Below are 20,037 nucleotides of genomic sequence, written 5' to 3' on the forward strand. Positions count from 1 at the left end.
TCTGGTGCACTACTGCGACGGAGCCAAATATGTCAACGGTTCGGGTTGTTGGCGTCTCTGTATAGCCGTGGTCGCTGAGGCTGTGTTGCATCTGCGCTCGACTGTATTCCTCTAGGCTCATCACGGTGATTGCGTCGTCCTGTGGAAAGACGCGGAGCGCAAGGGTTGCAGATGGGACGAACAACCGGCAGAAGTCCTGCCATTGAGGCTGCTCTCCTGGCTCGAATCCGATCAATTCGTAAGCTTCGTCGACAATCGAGCCGATTCGTTCTTGTTCGGTCACTGCATCACTCGCGCATACAGTGTCGGGTCGATTTTCGGCAGCGCAACGCCGGTGCCGGTGTGCGCTCCGACATCTTCGACGGTGATCTTCGCATTGTGGTGCTTACCGTTATGGGGCATGCCTCGTCCTTTCAGAGCGCCGGGTGCGTAGTTCACGCCGTAGCCGGCCGGGGATCGATGACGAAAGCCCCGATCTCGCGGTGGGCAAGCGCCTCGCTGATGTTGCCGTGCAATAACTCTCGTGCTTCGATGTTCGATCTCAGGTGGGCGTCCATGTGTGCCGTGATGAGACCTCGCCACGCCTGATGCGCCTCGGCACCTGGGACAATTTCGTTCGCGGGTACGACCGATGCGGCGACGAGAGGCCAGTTGCCGCATTCGCGTTGTGGGAAGAGTGCGGCAATTCGGTGTGCGAATTCGCGCAGCCACTCCTGGCCGGTGTCGATGTCGTCCACGAAGTGATTGTGATCGGCGGATTGCAACACCACCATTTGCCGATCATGGGTAGGGACACGACGGAGAAGTTCCAGCTGACCGTCGAGTGGCAGGAGCGCATCGCGATCGGCGGCGAGTAGGAGTGTTGCAGCCGGTTGCTTCCAGTCCAGGTCCAGAAGTGCCCTGAACAGGTTGGATTCGTTCGGGACCACGGGGGAGCGCCCGCCGGCGGGGCACATGGGGACGACGGCTGCGATCCGGGCGTCGCTCGCCGGTGCTTGAAGTGACCTCCAGCCCCCGAAGCTTGCGCCGGTGATACCGACCGCACTGACGTCGACATCGAGAGATGCTTCGGCTCGGTCGACGAGGAAAGTGATGTCGCCCTTCCGAGCATCTGCGATTGCTGTCAGGTGATGGTGCAGCGCGTGCGCGTCGGTGGGCTGCGTCTGGGCCGACAAGAATGCGTCGACGTCGGTGTACGTGCTCAGAACAACATCCGGAGAACAACGATGTATCCGTGACTGGCCAGGTGGGTTCCGATGAACGTCGACTCGCGCCGGAAGCCGGCCCAACCACGGATCAGCAGAATCAAACGGTGGGGTCCTGGTAGTGCGGGTGCGTTGCGTATCGCTGCTTGTTTCGAGAGCTCGACGTCCGTGTCGTTCTCTGTGACCCAGCCTGGAGCGAACGAATCCTGTCGTTGAGGGTCTAGGTCGTGACCGCGGACTTCGTCTGTGGCCGGGTACCAGATTTCGACGGGTAGCTCGCGGTTGCGCTCGTCGTCGAACCACGAGTCCGTGCGTACGCCTACTGGATGTCGTCCGCGATCGAATGAGTTGTAGGTCATGAAGACTCCTGGTTGTGCTGATCTGGCGATGATCTGGGGTGCGCACTGTGCGGGGTTGTGTGATCGCGGCGGAGGAGTGCCCACGCCATCCCGCCGAGGAAGAGAAGGAACATCAGGGCCGAAACAATTACGTTGGCAGCGCCGGTGCGTGCGGTGAACAGTTCGATATTTGCGATGATTGCTGCGATGACTGCTGCCAGGCATGCGGCGGCCAGTCCTGAGGTGACGAGGACGACGGTTCTGGTTCGGGATGGGGTCCGACGGTAGAAATAGCAGATTATTGCGATGCCGGCCAGAAGTTCGAGGAGAGGAATACCGATGATGGCGGGGGTGCTTCCAAGGATGTACAGATCGAGGAAGGGATCCCCGTCGAAGACCGCGAAAGCGGTGATGACGACGAAAGTCAGTGCGGTATGCGACACGCTTGCTTTCCATGGCGTTCCCGACTTCCGCCGAATTGTGTTGAGCCACTTCGGGGCCATGCCGTTCGACCCCATGGTTGCCAGGTAACGCGCGGTGGCGTTGTGGAACGCGAGGATGGAAGCGAACCAGCTCGCAACTATCAAGACCTCGAATATTCTGACTGCCCAGGTGCCGACATATGTCTGAGTCGCTGTGAAGAACATGGTTGTCGGATCTGTGGCGGCGGCCGAGACTGCACCGATATTTCCATACGCGGTGATTAATGCCCAAGTAACAAAGGAATACAATGCCGCCAGCGCCACTATCACGAGGAATGTTGCACGTGCGATGGAACGCTTGTTCTTGACTTCATCGGAATAGATTGCAGTCGCCTCGAAGCCTGCGAAGGCAGCGAAAGTAACTGCGAACATTGCACCGCTGTGCCCTCCGAAGACTTCCTTCGGTTGCCAAGGTGCGATCGAGGGGCCCTCTGCCCCTCCTTGCCACACAATGACGCAGGCCACTATTAGGAGCATGGCGATCTCGACGACGATAATGGCCCCGAGGATCTTGGCGTTGGCTTCGATCCTCAGGATGCCGAACACACCCATCAATGCTGCAACTCCGAGCGCCCATACGATCCAGGGCGCCTCGAAGCCCAGCAGATCTTGACTTGCGATGTCCGCGAAGACAGCGAACGCACCAGTGGCACCGATCGCTGCGAGGGCATAGGTCGCCACTGCAACGTACGCGGCTCCCACTCCTGGGACCCGGCCGATGCCTTCGACAACGAATTCGTAGAGTCCGCCGACCTGTTGGACCCGTTGGGCCATGGCGACAAAACCGACGGCGAAGAGCAAGAGGACGACAGCGGTGACGATGAAGGCGCCCACCGTGCCGATGCCGCCACGTCCGATCGCCAGGGGAACGGCACTGAGCACGAACCCCACGGGAGCCGCAGCTGCCACGACGAAGAAGAGCAAGTGTGGGGTGCCGAGGGTTTGTCGGCGAGAGGGCTGTGCGGGAATTTCTGCGTTGTGCTCGATCGCGGCCATGGGGTGCTCCTCCAGAAGCAATCGTGACTCGGAGGTCTTCGCGCCGTTGGGAAGTAGTTCCAAGCGTCGCCAAATCGTTTTGGCGAGTGTCGGTGAGTTTGCCAAATTGTTTTGGCGTCTGTCAAGCGGTGCGATAGTGTCACGTGCATGGCGGGTGCCGGTCGAGCGAAGATCACTGACGTTGCGAGAGCAGCGGGAGTGTCTGTTACGACGGTTTCGCACGCCTTGAACGGAAAAGGGCGGGTCGATGCAGAGACCCGTAGTCACGTTCAGCAGGTGGCCGCGCAACTGCGATATGTGCCGTCCCGCGCAGCTCGTCACCTTGTGGCCGGTGGTTCGGATGTGGTCGGGCTGACATTTCCGTCGATCGCCCGCTTGCCTATCGGCGAGTTGATGAGCACGGATTGGTATTCGCAGGTTGCTCTGACGGCGAGTCAGGCCGCCTTTGAGCATGGCGGGGCTCTCACGCTCCTGCCGCCGTTCGTAGAGACAATGAACTTGATGAAGTTCAGCCTGCGCGGGGTAGTGGTACTCGAGCCGACGAGGGGGGACTTACGCATCGAGATGCTCCGACAGTGTGCGATCCCGTACGTCACGATGGGCCTCGACCCAGGCCATCCAGACGTGTTTACCGTGACACCGGATACGGCCCACGGTATCGAAAAACTCTTGTCACATCTACGAGCCATGGGAGCTCGGCGAATCGCTGTTCTGTCCACCGATAGCGGATGGCATAACGAGGTTGTTGCGACTGAGGCGGCGCGCGAGTGGGCAATCGCGAACAGATGCTCACTCGACCTCCGAACGGTCGCCCTGGTCGAACAAGACACTCGCGCTGGGATTGTCGGTGCCGCTCGAGCTGCTGCGTACGACCTCCTCACGGGTGACGAGGTCCCGGACGCAATCGTCGGTCTGTTCGAGGACTTCGGCATCGGCATCCTCGACGCCGCTTCCGAGCTAGGCCTGCGTGTTCCGGCAGATTTGCTTGTCGCTCAAGATGTCGACGGCTTCAAGGCCCAGCATTCGCGCCCACCGATCACTGCGCTCGAATTGCACGCAAGTGAGCAGGTCGCTTCGGCGATCGATCTTCTCATCTCAGATTCCCCGTCGTCGATCACGGTTCCTACCACTCTTCGGATCCGGGAATCGTCGAGCCGCTAGGCATCGAATCGACACCCCTCGCGCTGACGCACCTTCCAACGACATCTACGTTTTTCTTGACGACGGTGCGGTCGGAGACGAGCTTATGGAAGTTGTCATGAGTGTTGTCGCTCATCGCCTTGCTTGAGCTACTGCGACCTCGCCCCAAGGGGCCAACTCACACGAGAACGTACGATCACTGCGATGGCAAAACTGAGCTGGGCCTGACGGTCCGTAAGCGTCAGAACCGCTTGGGTCCGTTCCGAGCGTTTCGGTTGGTCGATATAACGTCGAGTCGGGTGATGCGCTGCCGTACGGACGCTTGGTATTCCTAAAGCCAGGACTCACTCATTCTCGTGGCCGCTCGCCAAAACCTCAGCGGCAACACGATATCCCGCGCGAACTGCCCCGTCCATGTAACCGTTCCAGACATCGGAGGTTTCTGCACTCGCCCAGTGCAGGCGTCCAATCGGTGTGGCCAGCGCTTCGCCGTATTGGGTCCACACGCCAGCGCCCAACCGGCCACCGTAGCATCCGCGGGTGTACTCTTCGGCCATCCAATCGTGTTCGAGGTAGTCGCTCGGTTGTGCTGCGGCGGGGCCAAACAGCTTGATCAGAGTCGAGAGCGCGGACTGTCGTCGCTCTTGAAGGGTCCATGATGCGGCGGTACGCGCGTGCGCACCCTCGAAGAAGCCGACCAGAACTCCGCACGACGCGTCGGCAGGTGAGTTGTCCAGGGTGATGCTCAGTTCGTCGTCGAGGTTGAACGCGAAACCATTCAGTCCTGCGTCGCGCCAGAACGGCGTGGGGTAGGCCACCTGGACCTTGATCACCGATCCCATCGGGATTTGCTGAGTAAGTCCGTCTCGTGAACCCGGCAGTGCAGGCTGATATCGTAAGCGGCCGGCAAGTGTCGGTGGGATCGCGACTATGGCGCGTGAAGCGGTCAGGTTTCCGTTATCAAAGCTCACGCGAACGCGTTGGTGATCGTGACTGATGGTGTGTACCGGAGTGCTGAGGCGGACTACACCGCTTCCGAGCTGGGAGGCCATGCGCTCGGAGATCTGGTGGGTGCCGCCTGCAACGCGAAATTCCTGGGCACCACCTGTGGTAGCCACAAGAGAGTCGATCATGCCGCCGGATTTGATGTAGAAAAGGAAATGCAACAACGACATCTCGGCAGGCTGCGCTGAGAAAAGAGCTGGCACCACGGCGGCCCAGAAGTCCAGCGCCTCGCGACTACCTGTATTGGCGCGTAGCCACTCGTCCAAGGTCTGGCGATCGAATTCTTCAGCCTGAGCTGAGGTCCATGGCGACGACAACGACACTGTCTCTGCCAGGGTCTCCAAAAGCGCCTGCAGTCGTCCAACTTCGATGGCGGCTATGTCTGTCAGTCCAAATGTCTCGTCGGAGTACCGCGTGACGGCACCCCTGTAAAGGGTTACAGCGTCGCCGCTGTCGTAGGTGGAGAATGTCTCAAGTCCTAGCTCGTCGATCAACGCGAGCACTGCAGTCTGCGTATGGCCGATCCATTGGCCACCCATCTCGACCGGAACCCCGTTCGACAGGTATGCACCGAGGTTGCGTCCAGCCACACGATCTCGAGCTTCCAAGACCATTACCCGCTGGCCGGCCTTTACCAGTGTGCGTGCGGCGGTCAAACCCGCTAGTCCGGCACCAATCACCATTGTGTCGCAATCATTCATTGGGGCGTCCTAAATGTCGGTCGGTTGTCCGACAAAAAAGTAGTACAAGTTGCTAGGATTGGCAACAGATGCGCTTAGATCGCAGAGAGAGGAGGGTTCGATGGCGTACGTCAAGGCGTCTGAACGTGAGCAGCAGATCATCGCTGCAGCCATCGCTGAGTTCAGCGACAGTGGCGTCCCGCGGACTACTCTCCGTGCGGTCGCAAGCCGTGCCGGTATTCCGCTGGGGACGCTGCACTACGTCTTCCCGACGAAGGACCAGCTCCTCCGGTCGGTGATCCTCGCCGTGATTGACGAAATTTCCGCTGCATTGAGGGCGGAGCTCAGTGTTGCGCGCGGTGTCGAGGACGCACTGCGTTTGGGTATCGGCAACTTCTGGACCAAGCTCGTTTCTCACGCGGTTGGGCTGCAAACGATGCAGTACGAGTTGATGACTTATTCGTTGCGTAGCGGCTCCGACGGCCACCTCGCTCGGCTGCAATACGAGCGATACAGCGCTGTAGTGACCGAGTTCTGTGAGAACGCGGCGCAGGCGGCAGGGGAGCGTTGCGCAGTCGGGTTCGACTCGCTGGGGCGAATCGCGCTTGCGCAGATCGACGGATTGATCCTCCAATACGTCGCCAGTCCCGATCTGCAGAGAGCGCAGCGGGACCTGACCAACGCGATCGACATGCTCGTCCTCTTCGCAGATCCGCAACCAGTCGCTCGTCCTAAGCCCGTCCGGTCGCAGCCTGCGTGATTCGCGACAGGTGACGAACCTCTTGCGCAATTTGTTCCGGGTCTTTATCGTTTGTCGTACGGTTGTCCGACAAACACGGTGCTCATAGCTCGTCGGGCGATCTATCAAACGTCCGTTTGCGACGCGCCCACCATGACGATCAGCACACGCCGTAATGCCAGGGCGGCACACGCCAGCGCATTATGTCGTTCGTAGACCCGGTTCGGAGTTCTCATGTCCCCACACACACCGCCTGAGCAGCACACCACGGTCGCAATCGTCGGTGCAGGCATGGCCGGGTTGATTGCTGGCCGCAACCTGCGTCGTCAGGGCATCGATGTTCTGATCCTCGAATCCGCGAACCGTGTCGGCGGCCGTGTTTTGTCTGAGACCTCTGTCCTGGGTTCGCGTTTGGATCTTGGCGGGCAGTGGATTGGTTACGGGCACAACCGATTCGAGAATCTCGCCGAAGACTTGGGCGTAAACCAGTTTCCGATGCACACCCCGACGCGACCAGTCATCGTGCGCAACGGCCGTGCGGTGAGCCCATACCAACTGGGGTCTCTGGTCGCTCTCATCGCTTTGGGCGGATTCGAGATGAGATCGAAACTGAAGCCTCCCAAGAGTTGGTCGACGACTACTATTGACGGCTGGATACGTCAGCTTCCCTCCTCAACCGCTCGCCGACTCCTCCAGGTCTCCATCGAAGTGGCGACCACAGCCGACCTGGACCAGTTCGTCATGAGTGCTTTCGCGGCCATGGTCCGCGACCAAGGTGGACTGTCCGCAATGACCAAAACGAGGGGTGGAGCCCAAGAGACACTCATCGTCGAAGGCGTTGGCACGCTGACCGATCAAATCGCGGCCGAACTCGGTAAATACGTGCTGCTCAACACCACGGTCCAATCAATTCACCGTACCGATGTCGGCATCTCTTTGAAGTCGTCCACAGGCACAGTCCATGCCGACAGAATCATCGTCTGCGTGCCGCCGCCGCGACTTAAGGGCATCTCTTTCGATCCGCCCTTGCCGAGAGATCTGATCCAGCTATCCAATGATAGCTACATGGGTTCGGTTTACAAAGCAATCGCCGTCTACAACGAGCCATTTTGGCGAGAATCATTGGATGCCGAATTTATGCTTCTGGACCGGCCCGCCGGTGCAGTATTCGATACCTCGCCGCCGGACGGCCCCGGCCACTTGTGCATGCTCATAGGTGGAAAAGAAGCGCGCACCCTCGACGCGATGAACCCGTCTGCACGGAGGGACGCGGTACTGAATTCCCTGGCCACTGCTGCCAAACTACCAGGACTGCGCAGACCGGCAGGTTGGCACGAAAAAGCCTGGCACCTCGACGAGTACGTCGGCGGCGGATATTCTGCTCTACCCCGCAAGGACGTGACGCACAGTATCTATCCGGCTCCCTCAGAACCAATCGCCGGAACCATGTTCTGGGCTGGAACCGAAACCGCCACCGAGCATGCCGGCTACATCGAAGGCGCGATCCAATCTGGTGAACGAGCCGCTCGCCAGGTTCTGGACAGCCTGCGATAGCGCCTCAGCCCGTCAGTCCGCCTGCGCTCGGCACGATCATTGCCGCTGTCATTGTCTCGACAGTGGCCGCGCGTGCATCACGCACGACTCCCCACGAGCGACTAACCGCGCTGATCGCGGCAGTCGAAGATGTCCCCACTGGCCTTGACACACAGGAAGTTCTCGATCGGGCCATCGTGCAAGAGCTGGCCGACATCGAAGCCCGATTACAAGCCGAGAGGGCGGGGCACTGGCAACGCTTCAAAAACTGGAGTGTGGAGCATCCGCTCCAGTTCATTTGGAACTACCTCGGTGCGGTAAGCCTTCTCGTGCTCGCACTTGGGGTTGTAGTCCATGACGACTTGAGCGCGCCACCCGACGCACAGGCAGTGATCGTGATGTTGACCGGCGCGGTGTCACTGGCGGCACTGGGGGTTTGGCGGCTGATCGCATGGGGTGCCTCGCGGCATGGCGCGCGTGTCGACTTTGTAGAGGGCTTCGAACGGTCGCTAGCTGCCAACGATTCCGCAACAGCAACTGAAGACGCCCACGTCATCGTTCACGATGGACAGGGCGCGAAGCCAACCGGCGAACCCTGAAAGCATCAACATCCGAGCATGACGGATGGCGATGCTGGGTGAGCTTCTCGGCGTAGCGGCTGAATGGTCCCAGGAACGGCAAGGATCGCGACCCATAGCGGTCGGCAGGCTCGCCGACGCCACGAGACGTCGACGCGATTTGTCGTATGGACCGAGCTGAGAAAAATGATCGAGCAGGCTGTCGGGATATTGGAACTCGAACCGAGAAAATACCGGGATCGTATCGCTTGAGTGTTCCCCACCGTTCGATCAACCCGGAGTCGCCCGGCGTGGTCGAACGGACCGCTGAGAGCCGAATTGCTACATGGGCTGACGCTTCGGGCGGATTAGCGGTTGTTGTGTAGGCGTGGGACTTCGAAGGCTTCCGATGTTGGGACCGGAGCCGTTGCCTACGGCGTGAGTTGCCAGACCAGATTGCCTGCGTTGCGGCCGTTCACCGTGGGGTTGCAGTAGACGGCGCGGCCACCTGCGTCCGTCGCCGTCGCTGAGTCGTCGTAGCACGGGTCTCCAGGTGCGGCGAGCGATCCGGTCGACTCGTTCTGAGTCTGCTGCAGTTCGGGATTGGGCGCGACACCGTCGGTGAGCGACCAAAGGTAGGCGTCGGTCCCGGCGAGCCGGGAGCAGTAAGCCGTCGACCCGTCGGCGGTCGATGCGGAGGCCCCTCGTGAGGAGCAGTAGTCGCCGAGTGTGACCGTCTCCTGTGCAGGCGCAGGCGCAGGGGCGGGGACGGTCGTGGTCGGTTCGACGAACGGCGGTGTTGTCGCCTGGGCTGTAGTTGATGGGACCGTACTTGGGACGAAAGACGTGCTGGAGGGAAGTGCCAGACCGGACGAGGCGAAGGGAACGTCGTCTGCATCGTTGGTGAAGGCGTTCCCGATGCCTAAGATCACTATGAGCACAGCCGCGAGTTCGAGGAGGCCGACGGCCAGGCCGCCGATAGCGAGCCTTCGTCCGGCGGGCCGCCAGAACGCGAGAATGCCGAAGACGATTGCAAGGGGGAATAGCCCGAGAAGTCCTGAGACAAGGGAGATTACGGCATAAGGGTTGATCGGATCCGGCGCATCTCGGAACTCCGACCAATATTCTGTTGGTATCGACACATTTTACCTTTCCGCCGCGAACCGGACAGGCGCGCACCTGTGGACGATAAGTCCGACTTGCTCGTTCGCCAAACTACTGACCGGTAATCATTCGAATGAGTGACGAGGTCTGGGGTTGTTCCTTACTGGCCCAAATTCGGTCGCAAAAAGTTCGAAAGACCGTTTCCTGGCTCGGGTCGATCTGCTGATATAGATTCCAAAGAACCTCATTGGCCGCGCCGACTATGTTCGAGTAAGGAGTTGCGCAGTGGTCGAACGGGAGTTCGCGCGGTGTGTGGATTGCTCGAAAAAGTTCGATGCCCGTCCGTCGGGCCGCGGCCCTCGCCGCCAGCGGTGCAATGAGCACACGGCGCAACGAAAAAAGGAACTGATCCGTGCTCGTGACGCATACAACCGAGCTATAGCGTTCGGTGTCCAGGCAGAGTTTGTCATCGCTCGGGAGGTATTCGAACGCGACCGGTGGCGCTGTCACATCTGCACCGATGAGGTTCCTGAGAACCTGCGGGGGACACGGCTACTAGGCGGTGCCTACGACCCGCTTGCGCCGGTTGTCGATCACGTCGTCCCGCTGTCGAAGGGTGGCCCACACACCTTGGGCAACTGCAAGACGGCTCACTGGACTTGCAACGCGCGCAAACACACCGCTGAAACACCGAGGCCGCATGTGGGCACAGTTCCGGTCCCAAAGGTCGGTCGGGTGGCGCTTCGATCGGTCTCGCAACGGGTTTCGGAGAATGGGCGAGTTATTGGCCGCCCACGCGTGAACATCGGTCTCTGCTGCGTTGAAGGCTGCGAACGCGACGCTGTCAGCAGGCGGATGTGCCAAGTCCACTACCGCCGAGTTAAGAAGTTCAGCGATCCACTGGTCACCAAATGCGGCTGCGGATGCGGCTCGCTGGTACCAGTCTCCGCCACGTTCGCCGGCCTGTACTACCTGGCCGGCCATGGGGTGCAGACGGCAGTGAGACCACCGGCGCAGATCTTGCGTGAAGGCGTCACACCACAGGCGGTATCGGAGTACGGGCGTGTTAGGTTCGGCCTCGTCGAAGACTGCCTGATCTGGACCGGACCGACCCTGACGCAGGGGTACGGCTGTACCTACGTCGCGACACCGGGTCGTAAGCGCCACGGTCGATCGATCCAGACTCACCGATTGGCCTACGAACTCCACCACGGCGCGGGATCTGCAGAAGGTTGGACCATCGATCACCTCTGCGGAGTGCGGCTGTGCTGCAACGTCACTCACCTCGAAGCGGTCACCATCGCCGTGAACCTCGCGCGCGCCGCTGAACGCATCGTGGCTTGCCCTCGTGGGCACGGATACGACGAGGGAAACACATACCACGGTCTCGAGGGTCACCGACGGTGTAGGCAGTGCAATACCGACCGCTACCACGTCCGAGTCCACGGACACGAGTTCGTGGACGATCCCACCAACCCGAGCGTGGTTCGCCGGCGCTGCCTCACCTGCAGGCTGATACGCGAGTCACGGATAGATCAGTGCCCTCGCGGTCACGAGTACTCGGCGGAGAACAAGCGCGTTGGCGTTGACGGCAAACGCTACTGCCTACAGTGCGCCGCTGATCGTGACCACGTCGACAAACAGGGGCACCCGTTCCTCGCCGACCCGAACTCACCGAATCCGCGCAAGCGCCGGTGCTCGACGTGTCTCGCCGCGCGAACCGAGAAGACACACTGCGTACACGGCCACGAACTGACCCTGTCCAACACGGTCGTGACTCGCCGCGGCCAACGCAACTGTCTCACTTGCCAACTCAATGCGCGCCACACCCCAGTCCACGGGCACGACTTCGTGATTGATCCGACCGGGCCCTCAACGAAGAGGCGCTGTCTGACGTGTCGACTCGAATGTGAACGCAATCCACGCGTGTGCCTGCATGGCCATCTCATGACACCGGAGAACACGTACCGCAGGGCCCGTGGAGGGACCGAATGCAGACAGTGCATACGCAATAGGACACGTGCGTGGGTCTGAGAGCCGCGCTGCCTCATAATTTGTCTCAGCCGTCCAGTACGGCTGGTTCGCCATCCCGTTTACAAGAGAGTTCTGTGCTTTCCTGAGCGACGAAGCCCGGTGACGTGCTTGAAGACCATGAAGATATCTACTGTGGTCGGCTCAACGACGCGTCCAGAACGACCACTGCGATTGTCTTGCCGCCGCGACGAACGGCTTCTGCGGCCTTATCGAGGCGTTCGAAAAGGTTCGCTGCGGCCCCGTATCGTTGCGACCGTGCACGCCTTCCGTCTTTGTCACTCCACGACTCGGGGTCGAACCAGATGGCTATGTAGATCCCGTGTGAGCTGTGGAGGTCTTTCATGTAGCGGTCGACGAGCTGAGTCTTGATCGATGACTCGATGCCGCTGTTCCAACTTCCTTTCACCTCAGCGGCAATGGTCAGCTGGTCAGATTCGACGAAAGACTGCGACGTTGTTAGCGGGTTCGCGTCGATCCTGAGATCCGTCCGCTCACCCATGCCTGCGGTCGGTTGACGACGAATCTGCACCTCGCGGTTGATGATTACGCCGCGATGGCCGAGACGGTTCGTCAGTTCCGTTCTTAGGTAGTCCGAGATTTCGTCTTCAGACTTGGGTCGTCGAGAAAACGTGTCCCACAGCAGCGGCGATGAGGGGGTGTCACCTTGAAGTGTGCGTTGAATCGCCTTGAGCGCGTCGAGCGTTGCTGCGTGGAGGTCCGCCTCGCTTCGTATCAGTCGTGAGCGCCGGTCCCGTACGAGCTGTTCGAGTTCGGAGCAGGTGACGGGTGTCCAGCTCAAATCGCGGTGTATTCGGCTCGCGCGGTGAAGCGAATGGGTCAACCATGACTGTTCTGGCAGTTCGGCGACAATTCGCCTGACTGCGTCGAGGGAGGTTTGGGTGCCGCGCGTTGCGAGGGCGTCGAGGATTCCATTTCGCCAGGTCGCGAGAGATTCGCGCGGCCCGACGAAGTGCACCCCATCGTGGTCTGGATCCTGCGACGGGGGGAAGTGCCTGCAGAGGAAGATGTACAGGTCGGCCAGCGAATCATCGTTGAGATCGGGTACGTGTCGATCGTATTGGTGGCCGGCGTGAAGGAGTGCGGCCTTCATGGTGTCCGGGTCGTCCTTCATCAGCTGGGACAGGAGAGGCCATGACTCCGCTGCGTCGTTCCAGAGCAGCCATGCTGCCGAACTCTGGGCGCGTTCGGTATGTGTGGCCCGTTCGTGCGGTTCGAGCCGCGAGTGGAGCAGTGGTCTCGCATGGTGGGCGCCATGAGCTTTGAATGCGTCCAGGAGGCTGTCGCGGGTAGCCGTTTGAGTCGCGTTGCCAGCGAGGCGGTCGAGCAATTCGGCCGCCAGGTCGTCGTTCCAGAGAATGTCGAGTTCGTCGCGAAGGAAAATCGGGCTCCCTGTTTCGACAGCTTGATCGACGACGACAAGGGCCGTTGAGGTGAGCTCCGGTCGCGCATGGGGCACTGCGCGCCGTACCAATTCGCGCCTATCGTCGGGCCTTGCGCCGTTCGCGGCCCAGGACACGAGAATCGGTGCCCACTCCTTCCACACTGTGCCGCCGAGCCTTTCCAGCTGATCCGGCTCACAACGTAGGAGCAGGATGAGCGCTCGGTAGCCCGCAATCGAGGGGTCGTGGAAAATCTGCTGATGTAGCCAGTTTTCGGGACTGCATTGACCGTTGACGAGATACACCGGCGATGCCGCGACGAGGTCCGCGCGCGTTCCCTCGCCGACCTCTTCCCATCGTGGGTGACGGGTTGGGTCCGGCTCGTACACCTCGGAAAGCACCGCACTTCCCGGCCTGGCGGTCAGGAGGGACTGCGCGTGCCAGTACGCACCGACGTCGCCTGCGCGTGCTTTCTCCGCAAGTTCGCTGATGCGGGGGTTGATCCACGCTGCGTCGGCCTCGCTGCGCTCGCGACGTTCGCGCCTCTCCGAAGACCGCCGAGCATAGTCGCGGAACACCGATACGTCGGCCGAGTCGATGACAACGGACCCGCGCCAGTACCGAAGCACTTCGGCCGCCGGCTCATCATCGGACAGGTCAAGCACGATATCAATGTGCTCGCGGTCCTGCGGCGAGAACACGATGTGGATCGCCTGCGCCAGTGTCTCTTTCGATCCTCCGGTCGCCTCCCTGTGCTGAGCGATTAGCCACGTCAAGTCATTCGCTCCGATGAGGGACGGCTCGTGAATTCCCGGCGAATCAACGATGAAAAAGACTTGCTCGTCCGTGGCATTGTCGAGCAACGCAAGCGCCAGCAAGCGACGATTCCGCTCACCAATCTCTGAAGCTCTATCGAAACTGCCCTCGGGAAACAGAGTGTCGTAGTTGTCGGCGCGGGCGTAGGCGATCGCCTTGAGGGCGGCTACCGCGTCCGCGCTCGGGATGTTGCTGATCGCCAGCGCCACGACAGCGTCGACGAGCAGGCTAATCCTGGGGTCGTCGTAGTTTCGCGCATTGTCGATGAGCCACGCACACGCAGGTTGCAGGTCGTCAGGTCCGAGCGAGTCTGCGAGGTCGCTGATGAAGCTGGAGTAGAGATCGATCGCGTTGCGTGGGCCTCGTGGGACGAGCGTGGAGAACACGTCGGCCGTCGACAATGCATGCGGCCAGGAAGCGAGCAGCGCCGCACCGAGAAGTTCCCGTGAAACATTGTCGACGGTGTCTGACTCGCCTGCCAGCGATCTGGTGAGTGGGAGAAGGTCGTCGAGTGGGTTATCACGTGCCAGTTCGTGGGTGCCGATTGCCGCGACTACGCGCAACCGCTGCTCTTCACCTGAGTCGAGGGCGATTGCGACGAGTTCTGTGACCAGTTCCGAGGTACCGCAATGTCGGGCGATGTCGACAGCGAGTCGCCGGACCTCGACGTTCGAGTCAGCCAAGGCAGGTCGGAGTTGGGCAGCGAGCGATTTGTGCCGCACGTTGGACAGGTTGCGTTGGTAGTCGTGGAATAGGTTGCCGGCCTTCGCATCTGCCAGAAGCTCGGTTACGACTAGTGAGCGAGTGTCGTCGTTAGGGAGGTCGACGTTGAGGAGGAACGCTTCGGGATCGGCTGGAATCAGCCAGTCGGCCTGGCGTGGGTCCAGCGAGACCACCCAGGCTGCGACTTGTTGAACGCGGGGGTTGATATTTCCGTCCGCTGCCAGTAATAGGGACCGTTGTTGATGTTCGTCGAGACTGTTGTAGATCATCCACCGTGCGGCGAGGAAGTCGCCGAATGTGCTGTGAGCCCAGGTGAGCCTGTTTGGACCGGCTCCGCTGAAGATCCCTGTGTCCAGGGTATCGGCAACTGTTGAGGTGGGCGCGGAGGTGTGCGCTGCTATGCCGCCTTCCGTCAGATCTGTGGGCTCGGCGTCGACGACAGGCCCGGTCCAGACGGTCGGGTAGCCCCCAAATACCGAGTACGCTGCGACTTTCGTGGCAATTTGCAGTCTTTCGGTCGGCGTGGATGTTGCTGCTCTTGGCGCGTCGCGCCGCGAGGCGTTCATCTCGTCGCTCAGCGCAGTCAATCCGGTCTCGTAGAGATCTGTCGCCCGGTCGGGCAGCGATCCGTTCTTCTCGTAGGTCTTGGTCAGCAGTTGCAATGTCAGTGGCCGTGCGGCGAGTGGTACGACGTGTCTGAGTTCGACGGCATTCAGAAATAGGTCGGGATCGATGGTGTTCGGGAGGAGTGCGGCCACGTCGTCGCGGCGGAGGGGAAGTAACTCGTACGTGCCTACCTCGGTAAACAGTTCGTCGAGCGATGTCGCCAGCGAAGTGGGCCATTCTGCTGTGCGGCTGACGATCCGCAAGATCAAGCGTGCGAGGTCCCAGGTCCTGAGGAAGCCGACCAGAGTCGTGTGCAGTGTGGGTATGCGAGCGTGCGCTTCGTCGAAACTGTCCAACGTGAGGCAGAGGGTGTCGGTGCTGTCGAGCCAGTCGTCGATCTCGGAACTTTCGAGCACCTTTCGGAGGACACGCTCTTCACTGGAGTACTCGGCGAGATCGACGGTCATGCGCCGTGCAGCCGTTGATGATTCGTCGAGTAGCGGGGTGTGGGGTCGCAACGTGGTGGTTTTGCCGATGCCCGGTTCGCCGAGCATCACCAGGCATCGGTGCGACGCGAGCTGCGGAAGCGTGACGGCGTCGGAGCCGACAGTGAAGAGGGTGGTTTCGCTGGAGTGCTGCAACCACCCTTCGGAGGTGACCGTGTAGCTGGCACCTACGGGTACCCAGAATCGCTCTATGGGCCGTCGGGGCATGGCGACCGCTTCAGCCATTCTCGTCTTCCTCGGTGTCGGGCATACCTCGCGGTGTGTCAGGGACTTTACATGGGGCGGCGGACTGTCGTGCCCGTGCGCAAACAGGGCAGCCCGACCCCAAACCGGTTCGCGACTTCGGGATGGCCTGCCATTCATGGCCTTCCGCGCAGCGCCACCACACTTTCGTGCTGGAGCCCGGTTTTGTCGTCTCGGGTCGCTTTTCACCGTTTCTGGTGGGGTGCCATTGATGCGCGATCGCGGGATACAGGTCGGCGAGGGAACGTCCGTGTTTCGGTAGGGCCCGCGCGAGTCCGGCACGCTTGCGCCCGCAGGGTGGGCACCCGCGGCCTCCGATGCATCGGTCTTTCGCTTTGGCTTGCCAGTGGTGTCCGCATTCGGTGCAGGTCCACCAGATGGGATATTTACTGCTGCCCGGCTTGACGTCGTGGGGAGTCAGGGCCTCGTTGAGCGAGATGTGCCATTCGCGCGCCACATTTGGATATTTGTCGGCGACCGATTCTCCGGCCTTCGGGGTCGAGCGTGCGAGGCCGCGCGCGGCGAAAGCGCATGGTGGACACCCCGAACCTTGCGTTCGCCCGGCAACCGGCGCTTCCCATTCGTGTCCTGATTCGCATTGCCACCAGACCGATTTCATGCTGAAGGGCTTGACGTCGTACGGAGTAACGGCGACGTTCCTGGACGTGTGCCACGCTTTTGCCACATCAGGATGTAGGTCTGCCAGGGACTGACCGAGTGCGGGTTGCGCGTGTCGCTTCGCGTTTTCGCGGCCAGCACACTTGGTACAACCGTGCCCGTTGCTTCGCGTACTCACAGCGGCCCGCCACACGTGAGCGCACATGCCGCACAACCACCAAACCTCGGCACTGCTGAACGGCTTCACGTCTGCTGCGGACAGGCTCTCGTTCATAGGTGAGTGCCATTCCTGCGCGAGGTCCGGATTCAGGTGCGCGAGGGATTGCCCGGGCAACGGTGTCGCAAGCAGCTTCCCGCCGCGTCGATGACCGCACACCGAGCAACCATGCCCAGCCGATCGTGTCGCGGGAGTTGCCTCCCACTCGTGTCCACACACGTCGCAAAGCCACCAGAACCGAGTGCTGCTACCCGGGTGGACGCGGTCAGCGGTCACATCGCCGTTACGGCTGGGATGCCACTGCTCAGCGATTTCCGGTAGAGCGGTCGAAACGCTGTTCGACCTATTCTGGTACACGGCCGCATCCGATAACTCCGTTGCAACGCAGTCGGATTGAGCGAGATACCAGCTGAGGCGAGAAGCGTGAAAACCGAGCTCGCCGCATGCGGCGAGGACGCGGTCGGTCAGTGACTTAATCGAACAGACCGGCTCTGCCAAGACCTGATATCCGCCAATTGATTCGAGCGGGAACTCGCGCACGCGTAGGACCACCCAGCCGGCGGCCGTCAAGGCTGCACTTTGAAATCTGTCGGTGTCGTACCCGTCCCGGTGGTAGTGAGCGCCGTCGTACTCGACGATCAATCGGCGGCTCGGTATGACGATGTCGGCTCTTACAGCGCTGCGTCCGGTGACTGCGATCGGTGGGTGGTTATGGTCGACCTCGAATCCAGCAGCCTCGAGTTCGTAGGCCAGTCTGAGTTGTCGTTCGGAGGCCCCGGTGATGGTGCATTTCGGGCACCCCACTCCGATGGTTCGAGGTGCAACTTCTGCTTCCCATTCGTGTCCGAACGGGCATTTCCACCACACTTTTCGGTGGCTTTTCGGTGCGACGTCGAAGGGCGTCAGTGCGCCGTTGCGTTCGTTGTGCCATTCCGGGAGTAGGTGTGAACACCTGTCGCCGAACGATTTTCCCGGTCTTGGTGTGGACTTCGCCGTACTGATTTTCTTGCGGGCGCATTTGGGACACCCGCGGTTCGAGCGCGTGCGATGGTCGGGGTCGGTTTCCCAGTCGAAGTTGCACACTCGGCAGGTGAACCAGCGCTTGGTCTTGCTGCCTGCGTTCACGTCATGGGCAGTGACTGTGCCATTACGTGACGAGTGCCATTCGTCCGCGACCGTCGGATAAAGATCGGCCAGGGATCTTCCGGCTACTGGGGTCGCGCGTTTGATCGCAGCGAGTTTCTTGGAGCATTCCGGGCAGCGTTCTCCCCTGAGTCGGTTCTGAGGTTTGGTCTGCCATTCGTGGCCCTCGGTGCATTGCCACCAGACCAGCTTTGCGCTGGCAGGTTTGACGTCGAAGGGAGTCAGAGGTCCGTTCCTGCTGTGGTGCCACTCTCCTGCGACGAGCGGACGAACGTCAGCAAGGGACTGTCCTGGAGGTGGGACTGTGCTGGGCAACGACTTCCTTCCGCTCGGACTCCGAGACGGCATTTTTAGCACGGACCACCGACGACGTTGGAACGGCGGCGTCCGGTTCGTGGACCGACAGTGGGCGTCAACGGTAATTCGAGAGCTCAGGTGTGGACTCACTTCATCTGCCCGGATAGGTGCGATCATCTGGTGGTGCACCTCGACGCGTCGACGCTTGGTCATCCGTTCGCGGTTTGGGATATCTCCGAGTGGGTGGTGGTCAGTCAGGAAGCGCGAGGTATCGACCCAAAGGACTGGGTGGCGCTGCAGGAGGACGCGCCAAAGGACGGCCAGTCCTCGTGGTGGTTGTTCAAACCGATCAAGGCGGCAAGTTATCGCCGGTGCGACGATTGGTCAGAAAAGATGGCGTCCGAGCTAGGACGTCTGATCGGGCTGCCCGCCGCACGAGTCGAGCTTGCAGCAAGGGGCGGAGAGGTCGGGATCATCTCTCGAAACGTCACGCCAGACGGCTGCTCACTCGAATCCGGAGATACTCTGCTCTCGGAGTTAGACGGTATGGAGGTCTTGGCTGGGGCCCCTCCGCATGTAAGCGTGGGTTGCCGACAGGAGTGGGTCCTGGCCGGTAGAGCCACAGATGTGGGAGGCCCCAGTGAAGAATCATCGTACGAGTGTTGGTTTGGATGTGCACGCACGATCGGTGGTGGCGTGCGGTTTGGATGGCGAGACGGGCGAGTTGTTCGAGCGTCGCATGTCGCCTGATCACAAAGAAATCCTGGAGTGGATTCGTTCGCTGCCAGGACTGGTGCATGTCGTCTACGAGGCGGGCCCGACCGGTTTCGGTCTGGCCCGTTTTCTGTTGGCCGCCGGTGTCGATTGTGTGGTGGCGGCACCGTCGAAAATTCAGCGTCCCCCTGGTGACCGCATCAAGACCGATGCCCGTGATGCCCGGCATTTGGCTCGGTTGCTTCATTTGAGTTCTATTGTGCCGGTTCTGATTCCGAGTACCGAGCAGGAGTCCGCTCGTGATCTGGTGCGAGCAAGGGAGGACTGCCGCGGCGATCTGGTGTCCGCACAGCATCGCCTGACACATGTGCTGCTGCGTCAAGGGATCATCTACAGCGGCGGCAAACCCTGGACCGCAGCCCACGATCTGTGGTTACGTCGCCAGCGGTTCGATTCACGTGCACTGCAGATCACCTACGACACCGCCTACGAGACCGTCATCGCCACCACCGAACGCCGGAATCGTCTCGATACCGCCATCGCGGACATGGCTGCGCATTCGTCGTTCACTCCGGTGGTGACCCGGCTGGGGTGCCTTCGTGGGGTGGCGACGTTGACAGCGTTCGGTTTGGCGACGGAGATCGGTGAGTGGGACCGGTTGACCGGCCGCTCGATCGGTGCGTTCGTCGGGTTGATCCCGACCGAGCATTCTTCCGGTGAATCCCGGTCGCAGGGCGGTGTCAGCAAAACCGGCAATGCTCACGTACGCCGACTGCTGGTCGAGGCTGCCTGGCATCATCGCAAGCCGTATCGGCCGGGGCGTGAACTGGTGGCACGGTGGAAGGCGTCGACTCCCAAAGCCAAAGCGCGAGGACATCAAGCGAACCGGCGGCTGCACGCACGGTGGGAACATTTCGACGAACGCGGTAAACGTGCGGTGG

At 61.0% G+C, this 20,037-nt stretch carries 15 protein-coding genes; 6 read left to right on the top strand and 9 right to left on the bottom strand.

The annotated features are described in order from the left end of the window. The 5 genes from A2J03_RS31390 to A2J03_RS00165 form a co-directional block, all read right to left on the bottom strand. On the bottom strand, positions 1-283 hold a 283-nt coding region (locus A2J03_RS31390), incomplete at its 3' end, for a hypothetical protein (protein ID WP_231912297.1). After that, complete coding sequence (locus tag A2J03_RS31855; RefSeq protein ID WP_269455165.1) at positions 280-402, bottom strand: hypothetical protein; 123 nt, start codon at positions 400-402, stop codon at positions 280-282. The genes A2J03_RS31390 and A2J03_RS31855, both read right to left, overlap by 4 nt. A gap of 32 nt (positions 403-434) precedes the next feature. Next, complete coding sequence (locus A2J03_RS00155) at positions 435-1,175, bottom strand: alpha/beta hydrolase (RefSeq protein ID WP_068368048.1); 741 nt, start codon at positions 1,173-1,175, stop codon at positions 435-437. 26 nt (positions 1,176-1,201) lie between these two features. After that, positions 1,202-1,564: a hypothetical protein gene (locus tag A2J03_RS00160; protein WP_068368053.1), complete on the bottom strand. Its 363-nt coding sequence runs from the start codon at positions 1,562-1,564 to the stop codon at positions 1,202-1,204. Next, positions 1,561-3,021, bottom strand: a complete 1,461-nt coding sequence (locus A2J03_RS00165) for an APC family permease (protein WP_156520119.1) — start codon at positions 3,019-3,021, stop codon at positions 1,561-1,563. Before A2J03_RS00165 ends, A2J03_RS00160 begins: the two co-directional genes overlap by 4 nt. A 147-nt stretch (positions 3,022-3,168) precedes the next feature. Between A2J03_RS00165 and A2J03_RS00170 the strand changes: the two genes are divergently transcribed. Then, positions 3,169-4,182 carry a LacI family DNA-binding transcriptional regulator gene (locus A2J03_RS00170; RefSeq protein WP_068368062.1) on the top strand — a complete coding sequence of 338 codons (1,014 nt, stop codon included), beginning with the start codon at positions 3,169-3,171 and terminating at the stop codon, positions 4,180-4,182. A gap of 323 nt (positions 4,183-4,505) precedes the next feature. Here A2J03_RS00170 and A2J03_RS00175 read toward each other — a convergent pair whose 3' ends face one another. Next, complete coding sequence (locus A2J03_RS00175) at positions 4,506-5,867, bottom strand: flavin monoamine oxidase family protein (RefSeq protein WP_068368065.1); 1,362 nt, start codon at positions 5,865-5,867, stop codon at positions 4,506-4,508. A 100-nt stretch (positions 5,868-5,967) separates the two neighbouring features. Here A2J03_RS00175 and A2J03_RS00180 point away from each other — a divergent pair, with 100 nt between their 5' ends. The 3 genes from A2J03_RS00180 to A2J03_RS00190 all read left to right on the top strand — a co-directional run bounded on the left by A2J03_RS00180 (position 5,968) and on the right by A2J03_RS00190 (position 8,717). Then, positions 5,968-6,606, top strand: coding sequence for a TetR/AcrR family transcriptional regulator (locus A2J03_RS00180; protein WP_068368071.1), 639 nt, complete (start codon positions 5,968-5,970; stop codon positions 6,604-6,606). Positions 6,607-6,819: 213 nt separating this feature from the next. Then, complete coding sequence (locus A2J03_RS00185) at positions 6,820-8,139, top strand: flavin monoamine oxidase family protein (protein WP_068368074.1); 1,320 nt, start codon at positions 6,820-6,822, stop codon at positions 8,137-8,139. 62 nt (positions 8,140-8,201) lie between these two features. Further along, on the top strand, positions 8,202-8,717 hold the full coding sequence (locus tag A2J03_RS00190; RefSeq protein WP_068368076.1) for a hypothetical protein: 516 nt from the start codon (positions 8,202-8,204) through the stop codon (positions 8,715-8,717). Between the two features lie 389 nt (positions 8,718-9,106). Here the strand turns inward: A2J03_RS00190 and A2J03_RS00195 are convergent, their stop codons facing one another. Then, positions 9,107-9,817 (bottom strand): DUF4190 domain-containing protein, encoded by a 711-nt coding sequence (locus tag A2J03_RS00195; protein WP_068368077.1) that lies wholly within the window; start codon positions 9,815-9,817, stop codon positions 9,107-9,109. 274 nt (positions 9,818-10,091) lie between these two features. On the opposite strand from A2J03_RS00195, the gene A2J03_RS29610 reads away from it, so the two are divergent. Then, a complete protein-coding gene (locus tag A2J03_RS29610) occupies positions 10,092-11,813 on the top strand; it encodes an HNH endonuclease (RefSeq protein ID WP_231912298.1) in 1,722 nt (573 codons plus the stop codon). A 127-nt stretch (positions 11,814-11,940) separates the two neighbouring features. On the opposite strand, the gene A2J03_RS00210 is transcribed toward A2J03_RS29610, so the two are convergent. Both A2J03_RS00210 and A2J03_RS31975 read right to left on the bottom strand, forming a co-directional pair. Further along, on the bottom strand, positions 11,941-16,089 hold the full coding sequence (locus A2J03_RS00210) for an NACHT domain-containing protein (RefSeq protein WP_068368086.1): 4,149 nt from the start codon (positions 16,087-16,089) through the stop codon (positions 11,941-11,943). Further along, positions 16,082-18,595 carry a zinc-ribbon domain-containing protein gene (locus tag A2J03_RS31975; RefSeq protein ID WP_082897489.1) on the bottom strand — a complete coding sequence of 838 codons (2,514 nt, stop codon included), beginning with the start codon at positions 18,593-18,595 and terminating at the stop codon, positions 16,082-16,084. The genes A2J03_RS00210 and A2J03_RS31975 overlap by 8 nt, the downstream gene beginning before the upstream one ends. A gap of 427 nt (positions 18,596-19,022) precedes the next feature. Here A2J03_RS31975 and A2J03_RS00220 point away from each other — a divergent pair. Then, the coding region (locus A2J03_RS00220; RefSeq protein ID WP_442971305.1) for an IS110 family transposase at positions 19,023-20,037 on the top strand (1,015 nt) is incomplete at its 3' end.

Source organism: Rhodococcus sp. EPR-157, from assembly GCF_001647195.1.
Lineage (GTDB): Bacteria > Actinomycetota > Actinomycetes > Mycobacteriales > Mycobacteriaceae > Rhodococcoides.

Bases quoted from the DNA above. Each gene is read 5' to 3' on its own strand.
- A2J03_RS31855 (WP_269455165.1), bottom strand. From the start codon at position 402: ATGCCCCATAACGGTAAGCACCACAATGCGAAGATCACCGTCGAAGAT.
- A2J03_RS00160 (WP_068368053.1), bottom strand. From the start codon at position 1,564: ATGACCTACAACTCATTCGATCGCGGACGACATCCAGTAGGCGTACGC.
- A2J03_RS00165 (WP_156520119.1), bottom strand. From the start codon at position 3,021: ATGGCCGCGATCGAGCACAACGCAGAAATTCCCGCACAGCCCTCTCGC.
- A2J03_RS00170 (WP_068368062.1), top strand. From the start codon at position 3,169: ATGGCGGGTGCCGGTCGAGCGAAGATCACTGACGTTGCGAGAGCAGCG.
- A2J03_RS00175 (WP_068368065.1), bottom strand. From the start codon at position 5,867: ATGAATGATTGCGACACAATGGTGATTGGTGCCGGACTAGCGGGTTTG.
- A2J03_RS00180 (WP_068368071.1), top strand. From the start codon at position 5,968: ATGGCGTACGTCAAGGCGTCTGAACGTGAGCAGCAGATCATCGCTGCA.
- A2J03_RS00185 (WP_068368074.1), top strand. From the start codon at position 6,820: ATGTCCCCACACACACCGCCTGAGCAGCACACCACGGTCGCAATCGTC.
- A2J03_RS00210 (WP_068368086.1), bottom strand. From the start codon at position 16,089: ATGGCTGAAGCGGTCGCCATGCCCCGACGGCCCATAGAGCGATTCTGG.
- A2J03_RS31975 (WP_082897489.1), bottom strand. From the start codon at position 18,595: ATGACCAAGCGTCGACGCGTCGAGGTGCACCACCAGATGATCGCACCT.